Origin of the sequence: Microbacterium sp., assembly GCF_031178445.1 — a bacterium.
Taxonomy (GTDB): Bacteria; Actinomycetota; Actinomycetes; order Actinomycetales; family Microbacteriaceae; genus Microbacterium.
The window spans coordinates 108,666-131,014 of the sequence record NZ_JAPSIY010000003.1 but is presented as its reverse complement, the minus strand read 5'-3'; the positions used below and the strand labels follow the sequence as shown (position 1 = coordinate 131,014).

Annotated in this window: 26 protein-coding genes; 14 read left to right on the top strand and 12 right to left on the bottom strand. The window is 68.3% G+C overall.

The genetic code is table 11. The features are described from left to right. Positions 1–4: 4 nt before the first annotated feature. Positions 5–778 carry an SDR family oxidoreductase gene (locus tag RIN43_RS05755; protein ID WP_309127933.1) on the top strand — a complete coding sequence of 258 codons (774 nt, stop codon included), beginning with the start codon at positions 5–7 and terminating at the stop codon, positions 776–778. 126 nt (positions 779–904) lie between these two features. Here the strand turns inward: RIN43_RS05755 and RIN43_RS05750 are convergent, their stop codons facing one another. Continuing rightward, positions 905–2,782, bottom strand: coding sequence for an ABC transporter ATP-binding protein (locus RIN43_RS05750; protein WP_375163715.1), 1,878 nt, complete (start codon positions 2,780–2,782; stop codon positions 905–907). Between the two features lie 139 nt (positions 2,783–2,921). On the opposite strand from RIN43_RS05750, the gene RIN43_RS05745 reads away from it, so the two are divergent. Beyond that, positions 2,922–4,397: an MDR family MFS transporter gene (locus RIN43_RS05745; protein WP_309127931.1), complete on the top strand. Its 1,476-nt coding sequence runs from the start codon at positions 2,922–2,924 to the stop codon at positions 4,395–4,397. Between the two features lie 46 nt (positions 4,398–4,443). Here RIN43_RS05745 and RIN43_RS05740 read toward each other — a convergent pair whose 3' ends face one another. Continuing rightward, a complete protein-coding gene (locus RIN43_RS05740; protein WP_309127930.1) occupies positions 4,444–4,602 on the bottom strand; it encodes a hypothetical protein in 159 nt (52 codons plus the stop codon). 119 nt (positions 4,603–4,721) lie between these two features. Here RIN43_RS05740 and RIN43_RS05735 point away from each other — a divergent pair, with 119 nt between their 5' ends. Continuing rightward, positions 4,722–5,237: a DUF6328 family protein gene (locus RIN43_RS05735; protein ID WP_309127929.1), complete on the top strand. Its 516-nt coding sequence runs from the start codon at positions 4,722–4,724 to the stop codon at positions 5,235–5,237. Between the two features lie 126 nt (positions 5,238–5,363). Further along, the gene (locus RIN43_RS05730) at positions 5,364–5,654 is read left to right on the top strand and encodes a Fe-S cluster assembly protein HesB (RefSeq protein ID WP_309127928.1); all 291 of its coding nucleotides are present in this window, start codon (positions 5,364–5,366) and stop codon (positions 5,652–5,654) included. A gap of 86 nt (positions 5,655–5,740) precedes the next feature. Here RIN43_RS05730 and RIN43_RS05725 read toward each other — a convergent pair whose 3' ends face one another. The 3 genes from RIN43_RS05725 to RIN43_RS05715 form a co-directional block, all read right to left on the bottom strand. Then, positions 5,741–6,265: a hypothetical protein gene (locus RIN43_RS05725; RefSeq protein WP_309127927.1), complete on the bottom strand. Its 525-nt coding sequence runs from the start codon at positions 6,263–6,265 to the stop codon at positions 5,741–5,743. 78 nt (positions 6,266–6,343) lie between these two features. Next, a complete protein-coding gene (locus RIN43_RS05720) occupies positions 6,344–7,078 on the bottom strand; it encodes a zf-HC2 domain-containing protein (protein ID WP_309127926.1) in 735 nt (244 codons plus the stop codon). Then, complete coding sequence (locus RIN43_RS05715) at positions 7,075–7,581, bottom strand: sigma-70 family RNA polymerase sigma factor (protein WP_309127925.1); 507 nt, start codon at positions 7,579–7,581, stop codon at positions 7,075–7,077. Before RIN43_RS05715 ends, RIN43_RS05720 begins: the two co-directional genes overlap by 4 nt. 81 nt (positions 7,582–7,662) lie before the next feature. Here RIN43_RS05715 and RIN43_RS05710 point away from each other — a divergent pair, with 81 nt between their 5' ends. Beyond that, positions 7,663–8,133, top strand: a complete 471-nt coding sequence (locus RIN43_RS05710) for a DUF2231 domain-containing protein (protein ID WP_309127924.1) — start codon at positions 7,663–7,665, stop codon at positions 8,131–8,133. 99 nt (positions 8,134–8,232) lie between these two features. On the opposite strand, the gene RIN43_RS05705 is transcribed toward RIN43_RS05710, so the two are convergent. After that, a complete protein-coding gene (locus tag RIN43_RS05705; protein ID WP_309127923.1) occupies positions 8,233–8,784 on the bottom strand; it encodes a DNA starvation/stationary phase protection protein in 552 nt (183 codons plus the stop codon). A gap of 212 nt (positions 8,785–8,996) precedes the next feature. On the opposite strand from RIN43_RS05705, the gene RIN43_RS05700 reads away from it, so the two are divergent. Continuing rightward, positions 8,997–10,028 (top strand): serine/threonine-protein kinase, encoded by a 1,032-nt coding sequence (locus RIN43_RS05700; RefSeq protein WP_309127922.1) that lies wholly within the window; start codon positions 8,997–8,999, stop codon positions 10,026–10,028. Next, entirely contained in the window at positions 10,025–10,534 is a 510-nt protein-coding gene (locus tag RIN43_RS05695) for a GNAT family N-acetyltransferase (protein ID WP_309127921.1), read from the top strand. The genes RIN43_RS05700 and RIN43_RS05695 overlap by 4 nt, the downstream gene beginning before the upstream one ends. Before the next feature lie 19 nt (positions 10,535–10,553). Here the strand turns inward: RIN43_RS05695 and RIN43_RS05690 are convergent, their stop codons facing one another. The 4 genes from RIN43_RS05690 to RIN43_RS05675 all read right to left on the bottom strand — a co-directional run bounded on the left by RIN43_RS05690 (position 10,554) and on the right by RIN43_RS05675 (position 13,205). Beyond that, positions 10,554–11,117 carry an alpha/beta hydrolase gene (locus tag RIN43_RS05690; protein WP_309127920.1) on the bottom strand — a complete coding sequence of 188 codons (564 nt, stop codon included), beginning with the start codon at positions 11,115–11,117 and terminating at the stop codon, positions 10,554–10,556. Positions 11,118–11,258: 141 nt separating this feature from the next. Then, positions 11,259–12,125 (bottom strand): AraC family transcriptional regulator, encoded by an 867-nt coding sequence (locus tag RIN43_RS05685; protein WP_309127919.1) that lies wholly within the window; start codon positions 12,123–12,125, stop codon positions 11,259–11,261. Between the two features lie 118 nt (positions 12,126–12,243). Further along, positions 12,244–12,783 carry a putative immunity protein gene (locus RIN43_RS05680; RefSeq protein ID WP_309127918.1) on the bottom strand — a complete coding sequence of 180 codons (540 nt, stop codon included), beginning with the start codon at positions 12,781–12,783 and terminating at the stop codon, positions 12,244–12,246. Positions 12,784–12,818: 35 nt separating this feature from the next. Continuing rightward, positions 12,819–13,205, bottom strand: a complete 387-nt coding sequence (locus RIN43_RS05675; RefSeq protein ID WP_309127917.1) for a DoxX family protein — start codon at positions 13,203–13,205, stop codon at positions 12,819–12,821. A gap of 81 nt (positions 13,206–13,286) precedes the next feature. Here RIN43_RS05675 and RIN43_RS05670 point away from each other — a divergent pair, with 81 nt between their 5' ends. The 3 genes from RIN43_RS05670 (at position 13,287) to RIN43_RS05660 (ending at position 16,400) form a co-directional block, all read left to right on the top strand. After that, positions 13,287–14,156, top strand: a complete 870-nt coding sequence (locus RIN43_RS05670) for a sigma-70 family RNA polymerase sigma factor (RefSeq protein WP_309127916.1) — start codon at positions 13,287–13,289, stop codon at positions 14,154–14,156. 432 nt (positions 14,157–14,588) lie between these two features. Further along, positions 14,589–16,010 carry an MFS transporter gene (locus tag RIN43_RS05665; protein ID WP_309127915.1) on the top strand — a complete coding sequence of 474 codons (1,422 nt, stop codon included), beginning with the start codon at positions 14,589–14,591 and terminating at the stop codon, positions 16,008–16,010. Positions 16,011–16,070: 60 nt separating this feature from the next. Next, entirely contained in the window at positions 16,071–16,400 is a 330-nt protein-coding gene (locus RIN43_RS05660; RefSeq protein WP_309127914.1) for a carboxymuconolactone decarboxylase family protein, read from the top strand. A gap of 761 nt (positions 16,401–17,161) precedes the next feature. Here the strand turns inward: RIN43_RS05660 and ychF are convergent. Further along, on the bottom strand, positions 17,162–18,235 hold the full coding sequence (ychF, locus tag RIN43_RS05655) for a redox-regulated ATPase YchF (RefSeq protein WP_309127913.1): 1,074 nt from the start codon (positions 18,233–18,235) through the stop codon (positions 17,162–17,164). A gap of 126 nt (positions 18,236–18,361) precedes the next feature. Between ychF and RIN43_RS05650 the strand changes: the two genes are divergently transcribed. The 4 genes from RIN43_RS05650 to RIN43_RS05635 are packed head-to-tail and all read left to right on the top strand — an operon-like array spanning position 18,362 to position 21,529. Continuing rightward, entirely contained in the window at positions 18,362–18,898 is a 537-nt protein-coding gene (locus RIN43_RS05650; protein WP_309127912.1) for a hypothetical protein, read from the top strand. Next, a complete protein-coding gene (locus RIN43_RS05645; RefSeq protein WP_309127911.1) occupies positions 18,895–19,197 on the top strand; it encodes a hypothetical protein in 303 nt (100 codons plus the stop codon). Before RIN43_RS05650 ends, RIN43_RS05645 begins: the two co-directional genes overlap by 4 nt. Next, complete coding sequence (locus tag RIN43_RS05640) at positions 19,194–20,978, top strand: alpha/beta hydrolase (protein ID WP_309127910.1); 1,785 nt, start codon at positions 19,194–19,196, stop codon at positions 20,976–20,978. Before RIN43_RS05645 ends, RIN43_RS05640 begins: the two co-directional genes overlap by 4 nt. Before the next feature lie 26 nt (positions 20,979–21,004). Beyond that, complete coding sequence (locus RIN43_RS05635; RefSeq protein ID WP_309127909.1) at positions 21,005–21,529, top strand: hypothetical protein; 525 nt, start codon at positions 21,005–21,007, stop codon at positions 21,527–21,529. Positions 21,530–21,589: 60 nt separating this feature from the next. Here the strand turns inward: RIN43_RS05635 and RIN43_RS05630 are convergent, their stop codons facing one another. Next, the gene (locus RIN43_RS05630; protein ID WP_309127908.1) at positions 21,590–22,336 is read right to left on the bottom strand and encodes a class I SAM-dependent methyltransferase; all 747 of its coding nucleotides are present in this window, start codon (positions 22,334–22,336) and stop codon (positions 21,590–21,592) included. Positions 22,337–22,349 lie beyond the last annotated feature (13 nt).

The window sequence follows — 22,349 nt, the reverse complement described above, 5'->3', positions numbered from 1 at the left end:
TCACGTGAACGCATACCTCGATTCGCTCTTCTCCCTGCAGGGCCGCACCGCCGTCGTCACCGGCGGATCATCCGGAATCGGCCGCGCGATCGCCACCGCCCTCGCCAGCGCGGGGGCGGCGACCGTCATCGTCGCGCGCGGCTCCGACCGTATCGATGAGACAGTCGCAGAACTGACCGAGGCGGGATGCCGCGCAGCGGGGGTGCCGGGCGACCTGAGCACCCGCGACGGCATCCGCGCTGTCGCCGACGCGGTGACGGAGCCGTTCGGCCAACCCGACATCCTCGTGAACTCGGTGGGGATCAACATCCGGCCCCCGATGGCGGAGATCACCGAAGAGGACTGGGATGTGACGCTGACGGTCAACTCGCTCGCCCCTTTCCTGCTCGGTCAGCGCTTCGCACCGGGTATGGCCGAGCGCGGGTACGGCCGGCTGATCCATATCAGCTCACAGCAGGCGCACCGCGCGTTCGTGTCCAGTGGCGTCTACGGCGTCTCGAAAGGGGCCGTCGAGTCCCTCATGCGCTCCGAAGCCGAGGCATGGGGAGGCACCGGGGTGACGAGCAACACCCTCGTGCCGGGTTTCGTGCTCACTCCCCTGAACGCCCGCCTGCAGGAGGACAAGGCCAAGGTCGCAGAGCTCGCGGCGCGCACGATGATCGGCCGCAACGGGGAGCCGGCCGATTTCGCAGCCGCGGCGGTCTTTCTCGCTGGACCCGGATCCGCCTACGTCACCGGGCACTCGCTCTTCGTCGACGGCGGGCTGTCCGTGCACTGATCCCCAAACCCTCTCACGACGGCTCTGCGCGTCGCCGCGAGCCTCGGCGCGTGGTTCCCTTCTACCGGCACGGCACCGGCACCGGCACCGGCACCGGCACCGGCACCGGCATAATGCCGGGTCCGATCAGCCTGACGCCTCCTCGATCGCGCGGCCGGCCGCCAGCTGCTCGGCGGCGAGCGCCGCGTAGAGACCGTCGGCGGCGAGCAGCTCGGCATGCGTGCCCGACTCGACGATGCGCCCCGCGTCGACCACGTGGATGATGTCGGCGCCGACCACGGTCGACAGTCGGTGCGCCACGGACAAGGTCGTGCGCCCTCGCGCCGCCGCGTCCAGTGCGCCCTGCACCACCCGCTCGGAGACCGTGTCCAGTGCCGACGTCGCCTCGTCCAGCAGCAGCACCGGCGGGTCCTTCAGCAGCACGCGGGCGATCGCTATCCGCTGCTTCTCGCCTCCCGAGAGCCGATAGCCGCGTTCGCCGACGACCGTGTCATAGCCGTTCTCGAAGCCCGCGATGACATGGTGGATGTTCGCCGCCCTGCAAGCTGCTTCGAGCTCGGCATCAGTGGCATCGGGTTTGGCGTATCGCAGGTTCTCGCGGATGGTGGCGTGGAACAGATACGTCTCCTGCGACACGATGCCGATGTCGTCGACGATGGATTCCTGGCTCAGCGTGCGCACGTCGGCTCCCGCGAACAGCACCCGCCCGCTGCTCGCCTCGTACAGCCGGGGCGCGAGGTACAGGATGGTAGTCTTGCCCGCGCCGGACGGCCCGACGAATGCGACGTGGCTCCCCGGCTCGGCCGTGAAGGAGACGCCGTCCAGTGTCGGCCTCGTGTCGGGCGCGGCATCCGGATAGCGGAACACGACGTCCTGGAACTCGACCCGGCCGCGTGGCCCTGGAGCGTCCGTCACGCGTCTCGCGTCGGCCCGGTCGCTGATCTGGGGCACCAGATCGAGGTATTCGAAGATGCGGGCGAACAACGCGCGTGACGTCTGCAGGTCGAGTGCCACGCGCATCAGACCCATCAGCGGCATCAGCAGCCGGGCCTGCACCGTCGTGAACGCCACGACGGCTCCGGCCGTGATCGTCTCCGAGCCGCCGGTGATGAACAGGCCGGCGACGAGATAGATCACCGCCGGCACGCTCGCCATCAGCACCTGCACCACGGCGAAGAACCCCTGACCGCTCATGGCCCTGCGCACCTGGAGCCGCACCTGATTGCGGTTCTCCGCCTGATAGCGCACGGACTCGGTCCGCTGCCTGTTGAACGACTTCGACAGCAGGATGCCCGAGACGCTCAGGGTCTCCTGCGTGATGCTGGTCAACTCCGACAGGGACTCCTGCGTCTCGCCGGCGATCCGCGCGCGGACCTGACCGACGCGGCGCTGAATCAGCACCAGGACCGGCATCATGACCACGGCGATCAGCGTCAGGCGCACGTCGATGAGCACCATCGCCACGAGCGATGCGACCACGGTGACGCTGTTGCCGAGGATGCTGGTGACGGTGTTCGTGAGCACCCCTGAGACGCCGCCGACATCGTTCTGCAGCCGCGACTGGATCACCCCGGTCTTGGTGCGGGTGAAGAATCCGAGTTCCATCGCCTGCAGATGCTCGAACAGCCGAACCCGCAGGTCGCCGGTCACCTCGTTACCCACCGTGGAGGTGAGCCACGTCTGCACGACGCCGACCACGGCCGAGAGCAGGAAGAGGCCGATCATCAGGCCGACCAGCAGCGTGAGCAGGCTCAGATCGGGTGCGCCGCCGTCCAGGGGGAACAGAGCGTGGTCGAAGACGCGCTGCACCAGCAGGGGTGGGATGACGGCGAGCCCAGCGCCGAGCACGACCAGCAGGGCCGTGACGACGAGTCGCCCGCGATAGGGGATGAAGAGGGCGACGACGCGTCTGCCCAGCCCCTCGACTTCGGGCGCCTCGGCGTTGAGACGCCGCTGAGCCTGTTCGTCGACGCCGCGGAATCCGCCGCGCCCTCCACCACCCATGCTCATCCCCTCAGGCTAGTGCGATCCGCCGACAGCGGATCTTGGCAGAAGGGGAATGCGATGTCGACGGCACCGGTTACGCTGTAACGCTGTTCCGTCGCATTCGCGAGACTTCCCGCACGACCCTTCGAGGAGAACCATGTCTGCCGTCCACACCGGCCCCTCCCCCGTGCAGGCCACCGCGTCCGGCGACATCGCTCGCAAGGACATGGCCGTGATCTGGGTGCTGCTGGCCGCCGCCTTCGTGGCGATCCTCAACGAGACGACGATGGGCATGGCGATCCCGCACCTCATCACCGATCTCGGCATCACACCGATCGCCGCGCAGTGGGTCACCAGTGCCTTCATGCTCACCATGGCCGTCGTGATCCCCACCACCGGCTTCCTTCTGCGGCGTTTCACGACGAGGCAGATGTTCCTCGGTGCGCTGACGCTCTTCTCCGCCGGCACGCTGGTCGCGGCCGTCGCCACGGGGTTCCCGATGCTGCTGGTGGCCCGTATCGTGCAGGCCTCCGGCACCGCCATCATGATGCCGCTGCTGATGACGACGCTGATGAACCTGGTTCCTCCGGCCTCGCGTGGCCGCATGATGGGCCGCGTCAGCGTCGTGATGTCGCTGGCACCCGCGATCGGCCCCACCATGTCGGGCTTCCTGCTCGACACGTTCGGCTGGCGCTCGATCTTCGTGGTCGTGCTGCCGATCGCTCTGGCGGCGATGTTCATCGGATGGCGCTGGCTCACGAACGTGGGCGAGACCACGCATGCCCCGATCGACGTGCTCTCGATCATCCTGTCGGCGTTCGGCTTCGGCGGTCTGGTCTTCGGCCTCAGCCAGGTGGGCGGCCTCGGGCAGGGTCAGAGCTGGGCTCCGCTGGCGATCGCCCTCGTGGTCGGCGTGGTGGGGCTGGCCGTGTTCCTGTGGCGTCAGGTGGTACTGCAGAAGAAGGACGACGCGCTGCTCGACCTGCGCATCTTCGCGTCGAGGGACTTCTCGCTGTCGATGGCGCAGATGTTCCTGCTCTCGCTCGCGTTCTTCGGCAGCATCACCGTCATCCCGCTGTTCCTGCAGGACGCCCTGCTGCTGCCGACCGTGAACGCCGGTCTCGTCGTGCTCCCCGGCGCGCTCGCGATGGGGCTGCTCGGACCCGTGATCGGCCGGATCTACGACAAGCGCGGCACCAAGGTCCTCCTGATACCGGGATCGATCCTGGCCGCCGCGATGCTCTGGATGTACACCACTCTCACCGTCGACACCTCCGTGTGGCTGGTGCTCGTGACGCAGACGCTTCTCTCCGTCGGACTCGCCCTGTCGTTCACACCGCTGTTCACCGCGTCGCTCGCCTCGCTCAAGCCGAAGTTCTACTCGTACGGCAGCGCCATGATCGGCACGATCCAGCAGGTCGCGGGTGCAGCGGGGATCGCCGTGATGATGGCCGCGTTCACCGCGGTCGCCGCGGCCGGCGGCGGCACCGGCGAGCCGACGGCCGTTGCCGCGGCCACCCGCGTCGCCGTGGCGATCGGTGCCGTCATCGCAACCCTCACGATCGTCGGCGCCTTCCTGATCCGCAAGCCGGAGGACGACGGCGCAGAAGCGCCCGCCCACGCCGGCCACTGACGCACGCAGGGCGCTCCCGCTTCGGCGCGGAGCGCCCTCCGGCGCGTCAGTCCGTCTTCTCGACGGGCGTCATCGCACCCTGCTGACCCGGCAGCACACAGATGCCGTCGACGCAGAGCCCGGCATCGGCATCCGTCCCGATCAGCTGAAGCCCTGGCGCCGGCGCGAGCGGCCGCTCGACATGCCGGGTCCGTGAATCGGTCATGCTCCGATGCTACGCCTTCTGCCGGGATCTGGCGCCGAGCCGAGCTTCCCGTCCGAGCGGCGCGTGAGGTACCGTCCGATCATGACCATCGATCCATCGACGACAGGGACGGTCCGCTGATGGCCGCAGATGCGCAGCACGACGGCCGTGACGAGACGCCCTCGGAGCGCGCCGACCGCAACTGGGAGGACCTGATGCAGGAGCTGCGGGTGATGCAGACGGGTACGCAGATCCTCACCGGGTTCCTTCTGGCCGTCGCCTTCCAGCCGCTGTTCACCGATCTCGACGGACTGCAGCGCACGCTCTACGTCGCGCTCGTGCTGCTCGCCGCTGCTGCGACGGTGCTGGCCCTGGCTCCGGTCGGCCTGCACCGCTTCCTGTTCGCCCGTCGCATGAAACCCGAGCTCGTGAAGGTCGCCGACCGCCTCGTCAAGGCGAACCTCGTCGTGATCGGCGCGGTGACGGTCGGCGTGACGATCTTCATCCTCGACATCGCCGTGAGCCGCACGGCGGCCTTCATCGCGGGCGCCGTCGGTCTCGTCTTCGTGCTCGTGCTCTGGGTCGCACTGCCTCTGGGTTTGGTACGACGCGAGCGCAGCTCCGAGGCCGGACCGCGCGACCGGAGAGACCGATGACGGCCGCGAACGTGTGAAAGGCCTCCGAGTCGCCGTCCTCAGGTTGAATGACGACGGCAGGTGAGGAATCGTGGCCCGGACATCGCGCCGTCCGGTGCGGTGTCCGCTAACCGGAAGGAGAGCGACATGCTCACCCTGACCGAGAACGCAAACACGATCGCGGCGACCATCGTCGCCCAGCAGAGCACGACGCCCGACGCGGGTCTGCGCATCCATTCCTCGGGCACCGCCGACGAGCCGCGCTTCGCGGTGACGGTGGCGCCGATGCCCGAACCGGGTGACGCCGTCGTCGGTGACGACGCGCTGCACGTCTTCCTCGAGGAGGCGGCCGCCGACGCACTGGCCGACAAGGTCCTCGACGCGGCAGTCGACGAGCAGGGCGCGGTGTCGTTCACGCTGCTCCCCCAGGCCGCCTGACACTGCTCTGACAACGTCCCAGGCCGTCGTGCTCCGATGGAGCACGACGGCCTCGTCGTCGGCGGGGCGGCGATGAGAAACGCCGACTACTCGGCCATCCGCTCGCCAGCGGGCGACAGCACCCACCAGACGTCGTTCACGCCCTGACCCTTCACGTCGCCAGGGGCGGAGTCTCCGGCGAAGTAGTACAACGGCCACCCGTTCAGAGTCACCTGGGTGGCGCCGTCGACACCGGTGATCGTGCCGACCTCACCGGTCACCCCGTCGAGCTCAGGAGCGTCGCCCTCGACCGTCACAGCCGGCCAGTTCTCGGCGCACTGCCCTTCGCACGTGCTCGCTCCCGCGTTCTGGGTGTCACTGTCGAACATGTACACGGTCATTCCCTCGCCGTCGACGACGATCTCTCCGAGCGACGAGTCCGCCGTGGTGAGCGCCGCCGAGCCCTCCCCACCCGGCGCGGTCTCCTCGGACTCGGACGGTGCGCCGTAACCGGAGTCGGCGGGCGGTGGCTGGGATCCGCCGTCATCCCCCGCCGGTGACGAGCAGGCCGTGAGTCCGAGTGCGACGACGAACATCGCGGCGGCGAACGCAGAACTGATCCTGGTCTTCATGGCGTGTCTCCTGTCCTGGGACGGACGTCCCGTCAGCGGGAACACGAGATGCGCACCAGCGCGGTTCAACGGGATCCGTTACGGCGAGTCGTCCCCTGGCGCCTGGGGCGCCGTGCTCATCAGCACAGCACCCGTCTTCGCCGAGCGCACCTCGACAGCAGCGATGTCAGCGGAGTGCAGCGCAGTTCCCGCGGTGATCTCGGCGGTGCGCTCGGGAAGTGCCCGCCACGTGGACAGCGGCGTCTCGGTGCCGTCATCGGCGATGACGACGAGTTCGTACTCCCAGCCGCCGTCGGGCGCATCGGCGGCGCGCTCGTAGCTGCAGGTCATGGTCACACGCGTGCCCCACGCGACGTCGTCGAGCCGCACGGATGCCGACAGCGGCACGTCGGCGACCGCCTCCAGGACGATCGCGGGAGCCTCGTCCGGCGCGAGCCAGCTCGGCACCAGGACGACGCCCGCGATCAGAGCCGCAGCGCCGACTGCCGCCCCCACCCAACGCGTGCGACGCGCACGTCGCGCCCGCGCCTCGCCGATGCCGATGATCTCCGCGCGGCGTGCCGCATCCGGCTCGCCCGCGATCTCGGCTCGACCGGCGTCTTCGACGTCGTCCGAGCCGGCCAGGAGCGATGTGGCACGTTCCCGCGAGACGCGTGACAGCAGACCGGGTAGGGGCGCGAGCTCGGCGACGGCCGCGACGCACAGGGCGCAGTCGGCCAGGTGCGCCTGGTAGAGGTCGCGGTCGGCCGGGGTGAGAGTGCCGAGGATGTACGCGGCATCCCACTCCGCGAATCGTTCGTGATCTGCGGTCATCGCGTCACTCCCTTCTCCTGAAGTGCGAGCCGAAGGGCGCGCAGCCCGTAGTGCAGCCGTGATTTGACCGTGCCTTCCGGAACCGTCAGCTCGCCGGCGATCTCAGCGACCGACATCCCCAGGTAATAGGCGCGCACGACGACGTCGCGGTGCGCGGCGCTGAGCGTGGCGAGCGCATCCTCGATGAGTATCGAGTCGAACACCGCGTCCGTCGCGTCGCGCAGAACCGTCTCCGGTGCATCCGGTACGGGGATCTCGTGGCGGCGGCGAGCGCTTCTCGCGTCGTCGACGACGAGATGACGTGCCACGGTGTACATCCATGAGCGGGTCGCCGCAGGATCCTCGGCGAGGATGCGCGGAGTTCGCCAGGCTCTCAGGAGCGTCTCCTGCACGACGTCGTCCGCGGCGGCGCGGTCGCCGGTGAGGTGTACGACATATCGCCATACGGGAGTCGCGTGCGCGTCGTAGAGCGCACCCAATCGCGCCGCATCGTCCTTCGGCATCCGTCACCTCCCGCGATGGACACGAGATCGATGTCGCTCGCGTTCAATGAACCTGCGCGAGCCGGATCCCGTGTTCCGAGTATGGACCTGCCAGACATCGCGGGGCTTCCCCTGCATCCACTGATCGTGCACGCTCTCGTCGTGCTGCTGCCCCTCACGGCGATCGCACTGGTGCTCGGAGCGATCGTCCCCGCCGCGCGCCGCCGTCTCGGCGCCGTCACGCCGCTGGCGGCGCTGCTCGTCCTCGCGCTCGTCCCGGTGACGATCCTCGCCGGCGAGGATCTGAAAGAGACGGTGGGTCCGCTGCCCGCGGTCGAGCACCACGAGTCGCTGGGCCGGATGCTGCCGCCGTGGGCCGTCGCACTGTTCGTCGTCGCCGTCGCCCAGTGGGGCTGGCACCGCTTCCGCACGTCGCGCCCGGATGCCGAGCCCCGGCGTGGCGACCGCGTCATCTCCGCGGTGCTCGCGGTGGCCGCGGTGATCGTGGCGGCCGGGAGCACGGTGATGATCGTGCTGATCGGCGAGGCGGGCGCGCGCTCGGTCTGGGGGTGATCGCCCGACGATGGCCTGGTCGGCGGCGGTGTGTCGCCGTATCGGCCGGGAACGCGGATGCGGCGGTTCCGGGAACGGAACCGCCGCATCGCCGGGTGATCAGCCGCCCGCGGGTGAGCGGTTCTCGGCGCTGACCATCCAGGCGAACTGCTCCAGCTTCTCGATGATCTGATGCAGGATGTCCGCCGACGTCGGGTCCTCCTCGTCGACCTGGTCGTGCACGCCGCGCATGGTCGCGACCGTCGCGTCCAGCCGTTCGGTGATCAGGCCGACCGTGTCTTCTGTCGACACCTCGCCGGCTGGGAAGGCCGGAAGCGTGGTCGTCTCAGCGATGGTGTCGCTGCGTCCGTCCGGGACGGCGTGCAGCGCTCGCATGCGCTCGGCGACCGTGTCGCTGAACGCACGGGCGGCCTCGATGATCTCGTCGAGCTGCCGGTGCAGATCGCGGAAGTTGCGGCCGACGACGTTCCAATGCGCCTGCTTGCCCTGCAGTGAGAGCTCGAGCAGGTCGATCATCACGGACTGCAGGCTGGCAGTCAGCGCCTCTGAGGCGGTGAAGCCCTTCTCGGTGTTCTGACGGCGCGTGGTCTTCGCCGCGGATGTGCCTTTGTTCGTCGGCTTCTTCTGTGCGGTCTTCTTCGCTTCAGCCATGCTGTCTCCTCTGCTTCCTCGCCGTGCGACGGCGGTTGAACACGGCAGCGACGGTACCGGCCAGCGTCAGGCCGCCCGGAGGGGGTTGACATCGCATGGCGTCGAGAAGAGTGCGCACTCCGCGGATTCGTCAAGCCCCCCGACAGCGTGCAGCGGGCCTCGTAACCTCGGATGCATCGTCGGTACGAACCCGAACCGCCGACGGAGGACCCATGACGACGCGACTGGATGAGACCCCGACCGAAGAGCTTCTCGACGGCCGCTATCGGCTGGGCGACTGCGTCGGACGTGGCGGAACGGCGATCGTGTACCGCGCCGAGGATGTGACGCTCGATCGCACCGTCGCGGTGAAGATCATGCGTGCAGGCACCGACGGCCCCGGAGCGGGAGCACGCACCCGCCGGGAGATGGCCGCCCTGGCCGCAATCGATCACCCGTGCCTGGTGACTCTGCTCGATGCGAAGATCCTGCCCGGCGGCCCGGAGTACCTGGTGATGGACTACGTCGACGGCCGGAGTCTGCGCGAAAGACTCGACGAGGACACGCCCCTGACCGGAGGCGAGTTCACCGACCTGGCGTCGGACCTCGCCGATGCCCTGAGCGCGGTGCATGGCGCCGGCATCGTTCATCGGGATGTCAAACCGTCCAATGTGCTGCTCGCCTCCACCGGCGTCGGAACACGTCCGGTGCGTGCGAAGCTGGCGGACTTCGGCATCGCGCAGCTGGTCACGGGGTCCCCGGCGAACGCACCGGCGATGGCCCTCGGAACCCCCGCTTATGTCGCGCCAGAGCAGGCGCGCGGCGCGGCACCGGCGCCGTCGGCCGATATCTTCGCCTTCGGCGTCGTGCTGGTCGAATCACTCACCGGACGTCGCCCCTACACGAACCTCACACCCGCCGAGGCGATAGCGGCACGTCAGAGCGTGCCACCTGAGCTTCCGGACTGGCTCGACGCCGACTGGGCGAAGCTGTTGCACCGAATGACGGCCCTCGATCCACACGCCCGCCCGAGCGCCGCGGAGGTCGCCGATGTCGCGCGGCGGCTGAACCCGCCGGTTCCGATCACCCGTGGCGATCGCACCGAACGTGACACGGCGACACCCGCGGCGGCTTCGGCCGTCAGCGGATCGGGAGAGCCGTCCCCGCGGCGCGTGCGACGCTGGCGGCGGCTGCGGGTGTTCGGCGAGATCGGCGCCGGATCGAACGCCGCACTCGGGGTACCCAAGAAGGAGACGCCGCATTGACTTCCGCCGTCGCCGTCGCCGAGTCCGGTGCGCGAGTGGAGATCGGGCCGATTCGCGTTGAGGATGCGGGAGAGGTCCTGACGCTGCAGCGAGCCGCATTCGTGTCCGAGGCCCAGATCTACGGCAGCGCGGACATGCCCCCACTGACCCAGACGTTGGAGCAGGTGCAGGAGGAGTTGCGCGACGGCATCGGATGGACGGCCCGCATCGACGGTCGCCTCGTCGGCGCGCTGCGCGCGCGTCGGGACGGCGACCTGCTTCTGATCGGGCGCATCGCGATCGCTCCCGACGTGCAGGGAGAAGGCATCGGGCGGATGCTGCTTGACGTCGCCGAGACATCGACGGATGCCGTGGAGTCGGAGCTCTTCACCGGCAGCCTGAGTGAGGCCAACCTGAGACTGTACCTGCGGTGCGGATACCGGGAGACCGAGCGGATACCCCAGGGCGACGGCACCGAGCAGGTGTTCCTGCGCAAGAGCCTGAACAGAAGGCCCTCAGAATCCTGAACCGCACCCGACCGACGGCTCAGTCCCAGTCGAGGTACTCCTCGATCGTGACCGCGGTGTCCATGAGATGCGTCACCGGGAACCGATGGTCCGCCCCGGCGATGGTCTTGACGCTCGTTCGCTCCGGCGCGATCGCCTGAAGCGCCTCACCGTTCGACGGCGGCATCGAGGCGTCGTCGGCGCCCTGGATGATCAGCACCGGGATCAGTGGAGCCAGCGACGTGTCGTCCTCCTCCACGCCCAGCAGCAGCAGACCGTTCGCGCGATCGGGATGCGCGGCGGTGAGCACACGTGCGATCTTCCCACCGGAGCCGTAACCGCCGATCCAGGCATCCGCGAAGCCGAGATGATCCATCACCGCCACGGCATCGGCCGCTCGCTGTTCACGACCGGCGGACGAGGCGTCGGCGCCGATGCGCACGACATGGAATCCCGCTTCCTCGGCGAGGTAATGCGCCACGACGCCGAGTGGATCTGCTTCCAGAGCAGCCGCGGCGATCAGCACCAACCCGATCGGGCCTTCACCTTCGACGATGTACGGAACGGCACGGCCTTCATGCTCGAAGATGCTCTGCTGCGTCACGGTTGCGGTGTCCTCCTGGCTGGTCCCGTTCATCGCTTCGCGCGCCGAACGGCGACGACCAAGCCTAGCAAGATCGCCAGCGGGTGCCGCCGAGATCGTAGGCGGTCGACCCCGTTCGACCGCCTACGCTCGCATTGCACCTCAGCTGCGTTCGACCGGCATCCACAGCTCGCACGTGGCGGTGCTGAAATCCGGCGAGCGCTCCAGCACGGCGACGATGGACGGGCCGGGTCGCAGGCGCCACGGGTTCGACGGGAACCACTCGGTCGCCGTCGCCGACCACGCGGACTGCAGCGAAGCCGGATACGGTCCCGAGGTGCGGAACACCGCCCATTCACCGGCGTCGACCTCGATCCCGTCGAGGTCGTCCGGCGTCGCGGCGCTCACATCGACGGCCACCCCGTGCAGGTACGTCAGCTCGCTCCCCTCGGAGTAGTCGGGGTCGACATCGGCGGTGACCTGCAGCAGGCCGGCGGGTTCTGCAGCACTCAGCTGCTTGAGCCGCTCGTGCTCGGCGGCCGGCAGCGACGCGATGTGCTGCTGGATATGCGGGTTGACGCTTTCATGGATCAGCGGAACGCGGGTGGCGTGGCCGATCAGGCGGAACGCGTCGCGTTCGACGATTCGGGCATGCATGGGTGAACTCCCTTCGACGGTCAGGCGGAACCTGAGCTGTGGTTGACTGCGAAGGGGGCCGCCGTGACGTCGCACGTCGCCATGGCTGGCGCCGTGCACCGCTCGGAACGCACGACCGAACGCCTCCGTCGACCCGTACCCGAAGCGGACGGCGATCGACAGCAGATCCTCGTCACCGATCACGTCGGATGCGGCGATCGTCATGCGCCGTCGCCGAACGTACTCCGACACGGGCATGCCGGCGAGCGACGAGAACATCCGCCTGGCGTGATACCCGGTGGTGCCCATGCTCGCGGCGAGGGCATCGATGTCAAGCGCGTCGCCGAGATGCTCCTCGATCTCGTCGACGAGCCGGTTGAGTACGTCGATCATGGCTGCTCCCTTCGGATCCACTCTCGCCCGACCGCCCGCGTCCGCACCCGATCGCGAGGATCCGATCCGATCGGATCGCTCGTCACCGCGGCTGAAAGCCCTACGCCGGTTGCCGGATTCATCCGCGCGCGATGATCTCGGCCTGGATCGCTCGGATGGTCGAGGCGAGCACACCGCGCGACAGGAGGCCCTCGCCGAGCGGTCCGGACGAGTCGGCGCCGAGCGGCGGAAGAAGCCGCAGCGCGGATCGCTCGGGTTCGCTCAGCTGATCCAACTGCCAGCGGATCTCCGCCTCGACGGCGTCCGGCCGGTCGGGGTGCGCCAGCGACACGGCCTTCGCCGCGTATGCGGCCGCACCCAGCGCATGAGCGCCCATGTGTGCGACGGCGGCCGCTTGGGCGACCGACCTGGCTGCAGCGGCGCCTGCAGCTGTGGTCGCGGCATTCGCGGCCTTCACCGGGATCAGGCGTCTGCTGATCTCCTCGCCGGCGGTGCTCTCCCCCGCGCTGTATGCGCGGGTGCGCGCGATGGCGTCCGCTATCGCTTCAGATGCCGCGGCATCCGCTTCGAAAAGCGAGAGCACGTGCTCCGCGCAGCTCGCCGCCCATCGCGCGAGGATGCGTCTGTGATCGTCGCTGAGAGCCTGAATCGATGACATGGATCGATGTTGGCACGCCCCGGTGCGCCGACCGCTCAGGACGCGAACAGCGCCAGTGCGAACCTGCCCCAGGCGAGGAAGGCGAACGCCAGGAGGAATGCGACATCGCCTGCCATCAGAGCCCACTCGCTACGGCGAAACCTCGTCGTCGCGGCACCGGCCATGAGGAGTATGAGCCCGCAGGCGGCGATCGGCGACAGAAGCGGCGCGATGCCGGTCAGGGGCGGCAGGACCAGGCCGACGACGCCGATGAGCTTGATCGCACCGATCACCTTGACATGCCCGGCGCTGAAGTCGTCGACCCAGTGCTGACTCGGCCCAGCCGCGCGATAGCGTTCCTTGGTGAGCAGTATCTGGCTGGCGCCTCCGATACCGAATGCCACCGCGAGGGCCCCTGCGGTGATCCACAGCATCACATCCATGGTCTTGTCCTCTCATGGTTACGTTCAGCCGTCATGGCTCGTCACTGTGATGACGGACGACGCCGGAGGAAGGTAACGACCATGGACCCGCACGAACTCTCGATGACTTTCGAGGAGCATCGACCCAGGCTGCTGGCGGTGGCGACGCGCGCGCTCGGTTCGCGGGCGGATGCGGAGGACGCCGTGCAGGAGACCTGGCTGCGTCTGCAACGTCACCAGGGCGAAGGCATTGACAACCTCGGTGGATGGCTCACCCGCGTCATCGGGCGGATCTGCATCGACAGCCTGCGCAGTCGGACCGCTCGCGCCGAGTCGCCTTTCGGCGATCGGGAAACCGATCCGGTGGTGACCGAAGACGTCGACGGTCCGGAGGATGCCGCTCTGGCCGCAGAGTCGGTCGGACTCGCCCTGGTCGTCGTACTCGAGTCGCTGGGCCCCGAGGAGCGCCTCGCGTTCGTGCTGCACGATGTGTTCGCCGTCCCGTTCGCCGAGATCGGACAGATCGTGGGACGCTCGGCCGATGCGGCGAAGATGCTCGCCAGTCGCGCGAGACGCAAGGTTCAGGACCAGCCGCTGCCGACCGAGGAACGACGCCAACGACGCGAAGTGGTCGACGCGTTCCTCGCAGCCGCACGCGGCGGCGACTTCGATGCTCTACTGAAGGTGCTCCACCCCGATGTCGCCTGGTACCGCCACACCGCGCACGGTCACACCGTGCGGATGGGAGCGAATGAGCTGCTCGCGGAGGTGCGCCGAGGCGACCCTGCACGGGCGGAGGCGCGCCGGGTGAACGTCAACGGTCGGCCCGGCATCCTGGCATGGGCGGCCGCCTCCGGGCGGCCCATCGCCCTCATTTCGTGCACCGTCGCCGAAGAGAGGATCGTGCGGATCGACTCGATCGTCGATGCGGCCCGCCTCAACCGCATGGACCTGCCGCCGCGCCACCCCTGAACGGTCGGCGGTGGCACGGCCGGTGGTCACACGTTGAAGCGGAACTCCACCGAGTTCCGCTACATACCAACCTCTCGCGACGAAGCCCACCCCACCGCGAGCCACACGGGCTTAGCCTAGCGATCGGCTACCTGGGAAGCGGTTGATGCGCCACGTCCTGAGCGCCTTCGCCTCGCCGACGAAGCCGAGCACGCGGCGGCGCGGGTCGAGGACTGCGCGCCTCAAACTCAGGCCCCAGCCCGAAGGAACCGCGTCGCTCATGAGGCGGCAGGACTCCTCGCTGCACCGTCACGTACAAGACCCAACTCGGCCCGGATACCCTAGGGGGGTATAGAGTTGCTTTTGGTGCCCGCTCGGCGTAATTCACGCAGCCGGGCACGACCGTGCACGCGTCCCGCACCTGCTCCAGGCAGTGCGGGGAAGGAGAAGAGGATGACAGCGTCGACGACGGCCCGAGCCGGATTGGTGCCACTGCTGGTGATCGCGACGGCGCAGCTGATGCTCGTGCTCGACGACTCGATCGTGAACATCGCGTTGCCCAGCATCCAGAGCGAGCTCGACGTCGCCCCAATCCACCTGCCTTGGGTCGTCAACGCCTACATCCTGGCGTTCGGGGCACTGCTCCTGCTCGGCGGGCGGATCGGCGACCTGTGGGGCCGGAGACACACGCTCCGGCTCGGCATTGCAGTCTTCGTCGTAGCCTCCCTCGTCGGCGGACTAGGCGTGAACGTGGAGATGTTGATCGTCGCCCGCGCCGTGCAGGGCATCGGCGCGGCGATGGCAGCGCCGAATGCCCTGGCACTGATCGCCACGACGTTCTCCGAACGATCGATGCGTGACAGGGCGCTCTCGCTCTACGGCGCGATGTCCGGGCTCGGCATCGTCGTCGGACTGCTGCTCGGCGGCGTGCTCACCGACCTGCTCGACTGGCGCTGGGTCTTCTTCATCAACGTGCCGATCGGCCTTCTCGTGCTCTGGGGTACCCGCACCCTGGTCGCGGCCGACCGCCACGCGGGACGCCTCGGCATGCTCGGCTCGGTGCTCGGCACCGTTGGAATGGTCGCGCTGGTCTACTCGATTACCCGGTTCGGCGAGGCCGGCTTCGCGGATCCGATCGCCTGGGGCCTCGTCGCGCTGGCGGCCCTGCTGCTCGCCGTCTTCGTCCAAGTCCAGGGCTCGAGCTTGACTCCGCTGGTACCGCTGTCCCTGTTCAAAGACCGCCGTCGGGCAGGGGCCTACCTGACGATGCTGGGGCTCGCGATCGGGCCGATGGGCACCTTCTACGTCATCACCCTCTACCTCCAAGAGGTCCGGCAATTCAGCCCGCTGGCCACCGGCCTGTCCTGGCTCCCATTCGCAGTCGGCATCGTCATCGGTGCGGGCGTAGCACCGAAGCTCCTGCTGAAGATCGCGCCGCGCTGGGTCGCTGCACTGGGCGGACTCCTCGCGGCAGGCGGGGCCCTGTGGTTCTCGCGAATCACCGTGGAGACGGGCTACTGGACAGGGATGGCCGCAGCGATGCTCGTCATCGCGCTCGGCTTCGGACTCGGCGTCGTGGCCCTCACCCAGGCCGCCGTCTACGGAGTCGACGCCGACAAGGCGGGCATCACCTCGGCGCTGCTCAACTCCGCCCAGCAGATCGGCGTCGCGCTCGGCCTCGCGGTCCTCGCAGGCGTCGCCGCCGCAGTCACCGCCAGGACCGGAAGCGCCGGCCCGCAGGCACTCGTGGACGGCTACAGCACGGCACTGGTCGTCGGCGCGGGCATCCTGCTCGCCGCGGCTGTGCTCGCCACCCTGACCCTCAGCGGAGAGGTCGGCTCCGATCCCGTTGACCAGCAAGCCCCGGCCGCGTAACCACTCCGGACCGCGCTCGCCCGCCATCAGACCGAAACACCACCAGGAAGGGACCATTGAATGCACAACCACAACGAGGAAGCCGCGTTCATGGCCGACATCAAGGAGGCCGCGCCCGAGATGGTCTCGGCCTTCTTCGGATTCGATAAGGCAGTGTTCAGCAAGAGCAACGGGAACCTCGACCTCGCCACCCGAGAGCTGATCGCGGTCGGGGTCGCCGTGACCACGCAGTGCCCGTTTTGCATCGAGGACCACGCCAGGCGAGCTATCAAAGCCGGCGCGTCCAAGGCCGACGTCGCCGAATCCGTCATGGTCGCCGCCGCCCTGCGCGCAGGCGGCGGCGTCACCCACGGGTGGAAGGCGATGAAAGCGATGACCGAGAACGACTAGTCCGTCTCGCAAGCGCTTCCCGCAGCTCGGCAATGTCGGGTCGCCAAGACCGTCACAGGGATAGCGATCCCAGCCAAAGACCCGCGTCCAACTCAAACTCCTCAGTTTCACCGAGCCAGAGGTAAAAGCGCAGAACGAAATTCCACCGCGTTACGTCAGCATTAGCGGTGTGCACCGGGCTCGTTCTACGAAGCAGCCGCACCCGCGAAGCCCTGGTCCGCAATGGTTCCGAAGCGATTACTGACCCGCATCCATCTGCGCGCCCCACCCGGCATCCATGAGGACGCGGTCCAGAGCATCCGCGGCGCTGACATCGACGTCGAACACCGACTCGTCAAGAGAGGCCACGCGGTCATCGCGGCGATACCAGGACGCAACTTCAGACTCGGCGCCATCCGCCGCCAGAGCCTTAGTCCGGTGCCGCCTGAGCGTCTCATCAAGGGCGAGCTCGAGTAGTAGCAGCGAGTGAGACCAGCGTGGTCGTTTCGCAATTGCGTGAGCATCTCGCCGTAAGGATCTCTCTCCTCGACACGTCAGGACCGATGATCGCCACGCCCCGCGGCCGCGCTGTACGGACCGCGTGCGCCAACTGCGACTTTCCGCTGCCCGAATTCCCTCTGATCATGATCAGTCGGGAGCGCTAGAACCGGTCACCCACCCACGTATCTCGCAGCGCATCAGCCGGGGGTCGCCCCCGCCGAGATCGTCTCTGCGAGTTGACGCGTCTCGTCTCGCTTCGCTCGCTCAACGACCGGGACAGGTCACACGTTGAAGCGGAACTCCACCACGTCCCCGTCCTGCATGACGTAATCCTTGCCTTCGAGGCGAGCCTTGCCCTTCGCACGCGCCTCCGCCACAGAGCCGGTCGCGACGAGGTCATCGAACGAGATGACCTCGGCTTTGATGAAGCCCTTCTCGAAGTCGGTGTGGATCACGCCTGCGGCCTGCGGTGCCTTCCAGCCCTTGCCGATCGTCCAGGCGCGCGCCTCCTTCGGCCCGGCAGTGAGGTAGGTCTGCAGGCCCAGGGTGTCGAAGCCGATGCGGGCGAGCTGGTCGAGTCCCGACTCCTCCTGCCCTGTCGACGCCAGCAACTCGGCAGCGTCCTCAGGGTCGAGGTCGATCAGCTCCGACTCGATCTTCGCATCGAGGAAGATCGCCTTGGCCGGAGCGACGAGCGCCTCGAGCTCGGCCTTGCGGGCCGCATCCGTCAGCACGTTCTCGTCGACGTTGAAGACGAAGATGACCGGTTTGGAGGTGAGCAGGCCGAGCTCCTTGATCGGGGCGAGGTCGATTCCGCTCGTCGAGAGCAGCTGCCCTCGTTCGAGAGCATCCTGCGCGGCCTTCGCCGCTTCGAGCACCGACGGGTCGGTCTTCTTGCCGCGCACCTCCTTCTCGATGCGCACGATGGCCTTCTCGAGGGTCTGCAGGTCGGCGAGCATCAGCTCGGCGTTGATCGTCTCGAGGTCGCCCTGTGGGTTGATCTCGCCTTCGACATGCACGACGTCATCGTCGGCGAAGCCGCGCACGACCTGCGCGATCGCGTCCGCCTCGCGGATGTTGGCGAGGAACTGGTTGCCGAGGCCCTCGCCCTCGCTCGCGCCACGCACGATGCCCGCGATGTCGACGAACGAGACCGTCGCCGGAAGGATGCGCTCGCTGCTGAAGATGCCGGCGAGCACGTCGAGGCGTGCGTCCGGCAGGTTCACCACGCCCACGTTCGGCTCGATCGTCGCGAACGGGTAGTTCGCGGCGAGCACGTCATTCTTGGTCAGCGCGTTGAAGAGGGTCGACTTGCCGACATTCGGCAGTCCCACGATTCCGATGGTTAGGGCCACGGGGGTCGAGTCTACCGGCGGCCGCTACTCCGGCCGCTTCCTCGCCTCAGCCGGATGGGGAGTTGTGCCGATTCACCCTGCTTCCGCACGCCCCTAGCCTTGGCATGTCCGAGCAGAGGAGGCCACGTGTCAGCTGGTGTCAACGCCGACGAGTTCCTCGACCCGTTCTGGTCGGTGGTGCGACGCCGGCACCCCGACCTCGACATCGTGATCCTTCCGCCCGCGCGGCCGCGGCCTGCCGAGTCAAGCCAGCCGCGCCGCGCACCGGGGCCGTTCGCACGGATGCAGATGGAGGACATGGACGAGCTCTGGGCGACCGTCGTCGACCGTGGGCTGCCGCGGCGCAACGTGCAGTGGATCCCCGGGCCCACTCACGACTCGGTACGCCACACCGTGACACTCACCCTCGACGAGGTCGGACGCGTTGCCGGCATCAGTCATCTGCGTGAAGCGGTGACTGTGCTGAAGAACGACGGCTGGGAGGTGTTCACGCCGCCGACCGGGATGCCGCGCCTCGTGGCCGACCGTCCTGGCGAGCTCGGCGACGAGAGCCTGCTGTTCGGGTACGCACCCGAACAGCGCCGCCTTTTCGCTCGTCTCACCTCCACGGGCCTTCCCGTCGACGACCGGCAGGCGCGGGCGCTGATCGGAGGCGCGGCATGACCGAGAGCGTGTCCTACAACCCGGTGATGCCTCACGAGCTGGATCGGCGGTGGGGTGCGCAGGCGACACAGATGGGCGCGCTGCGAAGGGAGATGTCCTCCGCTCAGACGGGTGCGCTTCCCTCCTCCGCTCGCGGCGCCGCCCAGACATTTCTCGACTCGTGGGAGACCACCGCGCTGCATGCCGAGACCGCCTCCGAGGTCTACGCTGACGAGCTCAGGGCCACCGGCACGTCGTACGAGAACCTCGACGCCGAGGTAGCCCGCCGCATGGCCGCGCTCGGGGGCGAGGCCAGGTGACGACGACGATCGACATCCCTGCGGTGATCGAGCCGGTCGATCGCCCCGAGGGCGATCCGGGCGGCGCCGAGTCTTTGGCGACCTCGCTGCTGAACGGTGCCGTACGCCTCGCGGAGTTCTGCGAAGAGGCGGAGTCGCTCGCGCAGTCGAGATGGTACTGGCAGGGGAAAGCAGCGGACGCTTATGGCGAGCATGCCAAGCGCTTCGCCGAGGCCCACCTGACCATGAGCGACACCTTGAAGCGTGTGGCTCGCGGCGTCGACGTGTTCGCCGACCGACTGCGTGCCCTGCAGAGCGAGCACACCGACATCACCGGGGACATGAGGGTGTACGCCCGAGACCGCGCCGATCTCCTCTCGGACGTGAACGACGCCAGTGACGTCACGGAGGGCGAGATCGCGGTGCTCCAAGAGCGGGCTCGTATCCTCTCCGCACGCCGCACGGCGATCACCGGGGACATCTCCGAGCTCATCGCGCGCACGGCGGAGAACGAGGAGTTCCTGGTTCAGCTCTTCACCGGCGCGGATACGGCTTCTGAGGCACAGTCCGCCACCGGCGGCGTGAGCGCCCTGGCGCTCAGCGCCATCGCGAGCAAGCCCCGGGTCTCGGCCGGCCCCGAGGCCATGAACGCGTGGTGGCGCGGACTCTCAGCGGCCGAGCAGGACGCCCTGATCACCGCCTATCCCGACCGGCTCGGAAGCGCGGACGGTCTGCCCGCGTCCGCCCGCGACGCCGCGAACCGGCTTCTGCTCGAGGCCGATCTCGCCGATCTGGAGATGAAGGAGCACGAGGGCACGCTCGCACCTGAGGAGAAGCAGAAGCTGGCCAACGCGCGCGCCGCACGAGAGGCTCTGGACATCGCAGACGGCTACGTGCTCCCCGGCACAAACGACCGGCCCGGTGGCCAGCTCTGGCTCTACGACCCCGAGGCGTTCGACGGCGACGGTCGAGTCGCGATCGCCGTCGGAGATCTTGACACCGCCGACGACGTGTCCGTTCAGATCCCCGGTATCCGCACAGGGATGGTAGGTGCTCCGGGCGGCGTCGATGACGCCACTCGGCTGTACGAGAGCGCGAGGTACAACGGCGACGGATCCAGCGTCGCGACGATGTTCTGGCTCGGCTACAACACTCCGGCCGGAGATCTGATCGAGTGGGGTCAGGTGCCCTCCGAAAACCGTGCGGCCGATGGCGGCGAGCGCCTCGCGGCCGCCGTCGACGGGCTGCGCGCATCCCGCGCTGACGACCCCGCACATATGACAGCGATCGGCCACAGCTACGGCTCCACAGCGACATCGTACGCGGCGACAGAACATGACCTTGCGGTCGACGACGTCGCCCTGATCGGCAGTCCCGGCGCCGGACCCGCCGACCACGCCTCCGACTTCAGTGTCGGGGCCGATCATGTCTACGACGGACGCAACAGCCGCGACTTCGTCGCCCTCCTCGGCGACGAAGGCTGGGCTCGTAAGGACCGGTTCTTCGATGTCGGGCTCGGCATCGACCCGTCCTCGGAGGATTTCGGCGCACAGCGTTTCGAAGCCGAGTCCACGGACCGCGGGTCGGGCGCCAACCTTGATGACCACGTTCGCTACTACGACCGAGACAGCGAGTCGCTGTACAACCTGGGCCGTATCGTCGACGGGCACGGTGAGGACATCAACGATGCCTCGCTCACGTATGATCCGTGGTGGTGGGATCCCATCGACCCTGAATGGGATCGCGACCCCACCGAGAACGTGCCCAGTCGCTCCGACACGGGCCGAGGAGACCACGAGTGATGAGGAAATCGGCCACCATGGCATTCGTGGGACTTCTCGCATTCCTGCTCGCCGCATGCTCGCCTGTGCCGCCGAACCCCAGAATGGTGCTCGAGCAGAACGCCGCGACGATCGACGCCACCGCCCAGGATCTCCTCGAGGCGCTGAACGCCGCGGGGCTGACCGACGCGTCCGCGCACGGCGCCATCGACGGCTGCCAGAGCGAGCCCGCGCCCGGCGTCGCCTACCGGGCCGGGATCACAGTGAAGGTCGGAGACGACCTCGCCGCAGGCTTCGACGCTCTGGCCTCGCAACTCGACGCCGCAGGCTGGCAGGCCACCGATGCTTACCGCGATGTCGACATCGATCCGGCGAAACCCATAGGCCGCTACACCCGAGACGACATCACCCTGGATGTGAAGACCGGAGGGTTCAGCGTCGGTGAGGAGCAGTACGGTGCCGACGAGATGGATCTCGGCATCACCATCGAAGACGACTGCGTGCGCGTGCCCGACAGCAGCTACATCAGCAAGGTCGAGGACCTGGCCAAGGACATCCCTCCCCGCGGATGATCGCCCTCAGCCGGCGCGAGCCGCGTGCCGCCGAGGTCGAATCAGACCGTGCCTACGCCGTCAGTCTCGGCGGGTGGCCCGATACGCCGTGGTGACGTACGGCAGGTCGATCGTCCCAGCATCGTCCAACGCGAGTTCGTCGAACAGGGCGTCCATGTCGCGTGCGATCTGGATGCGTTCCCGCTCGGGGGCCGTGATCAGGTAACTGCGCGAGAACACCATGGTGTGCAGCTGCGCCCGAGACATCGGTCGTGCCCACTGCCAGCTTCTGCGCTCGACGTCGTCGAAAGGCTCTCGGATGCCCGGGCCGGTCGGCCCGTTCACCATGTTCTCGGCCGGACTGCTGTGCATGATCCCGGTGAGTGCGCGCACCCATTCCTCACGTTCGTCGCGGATGTTCCAGATCAGGCCCAGGGTTCCTGCTGGTCGCACCACGCGCCCGATCTCGGTGGATGCCGCGACGGGGTCGACCCAGTGCCAGGCCTGTCCCATCACGACGGCGTCGACCGAACCGTCTTCAAGCGGAAGCGATTCCGCGGTGCCGACGACGGTCGGCACCGCGGACGTCGTTCCCGCCAGCGCGGCGAGCATCCGCGCATCCGGGTCGACCGCGACGATCTCGTCGAGGCCGGTCGCGAGCACCGCACGAGTCAGCTTCCCCGTTCCGGCGCCGACGTCGGCTATCCGTCGCGCACCGATCGGCAGCCGCGCGAGCATCCACTCCACGGCTTCGACCGGATACTCGGGACGCCCCGCGTCGTACGCGCTCGCCTGCGCCCCGAACGACGTCGCTCGCTGGTCACTCATATGGCCACCCTAC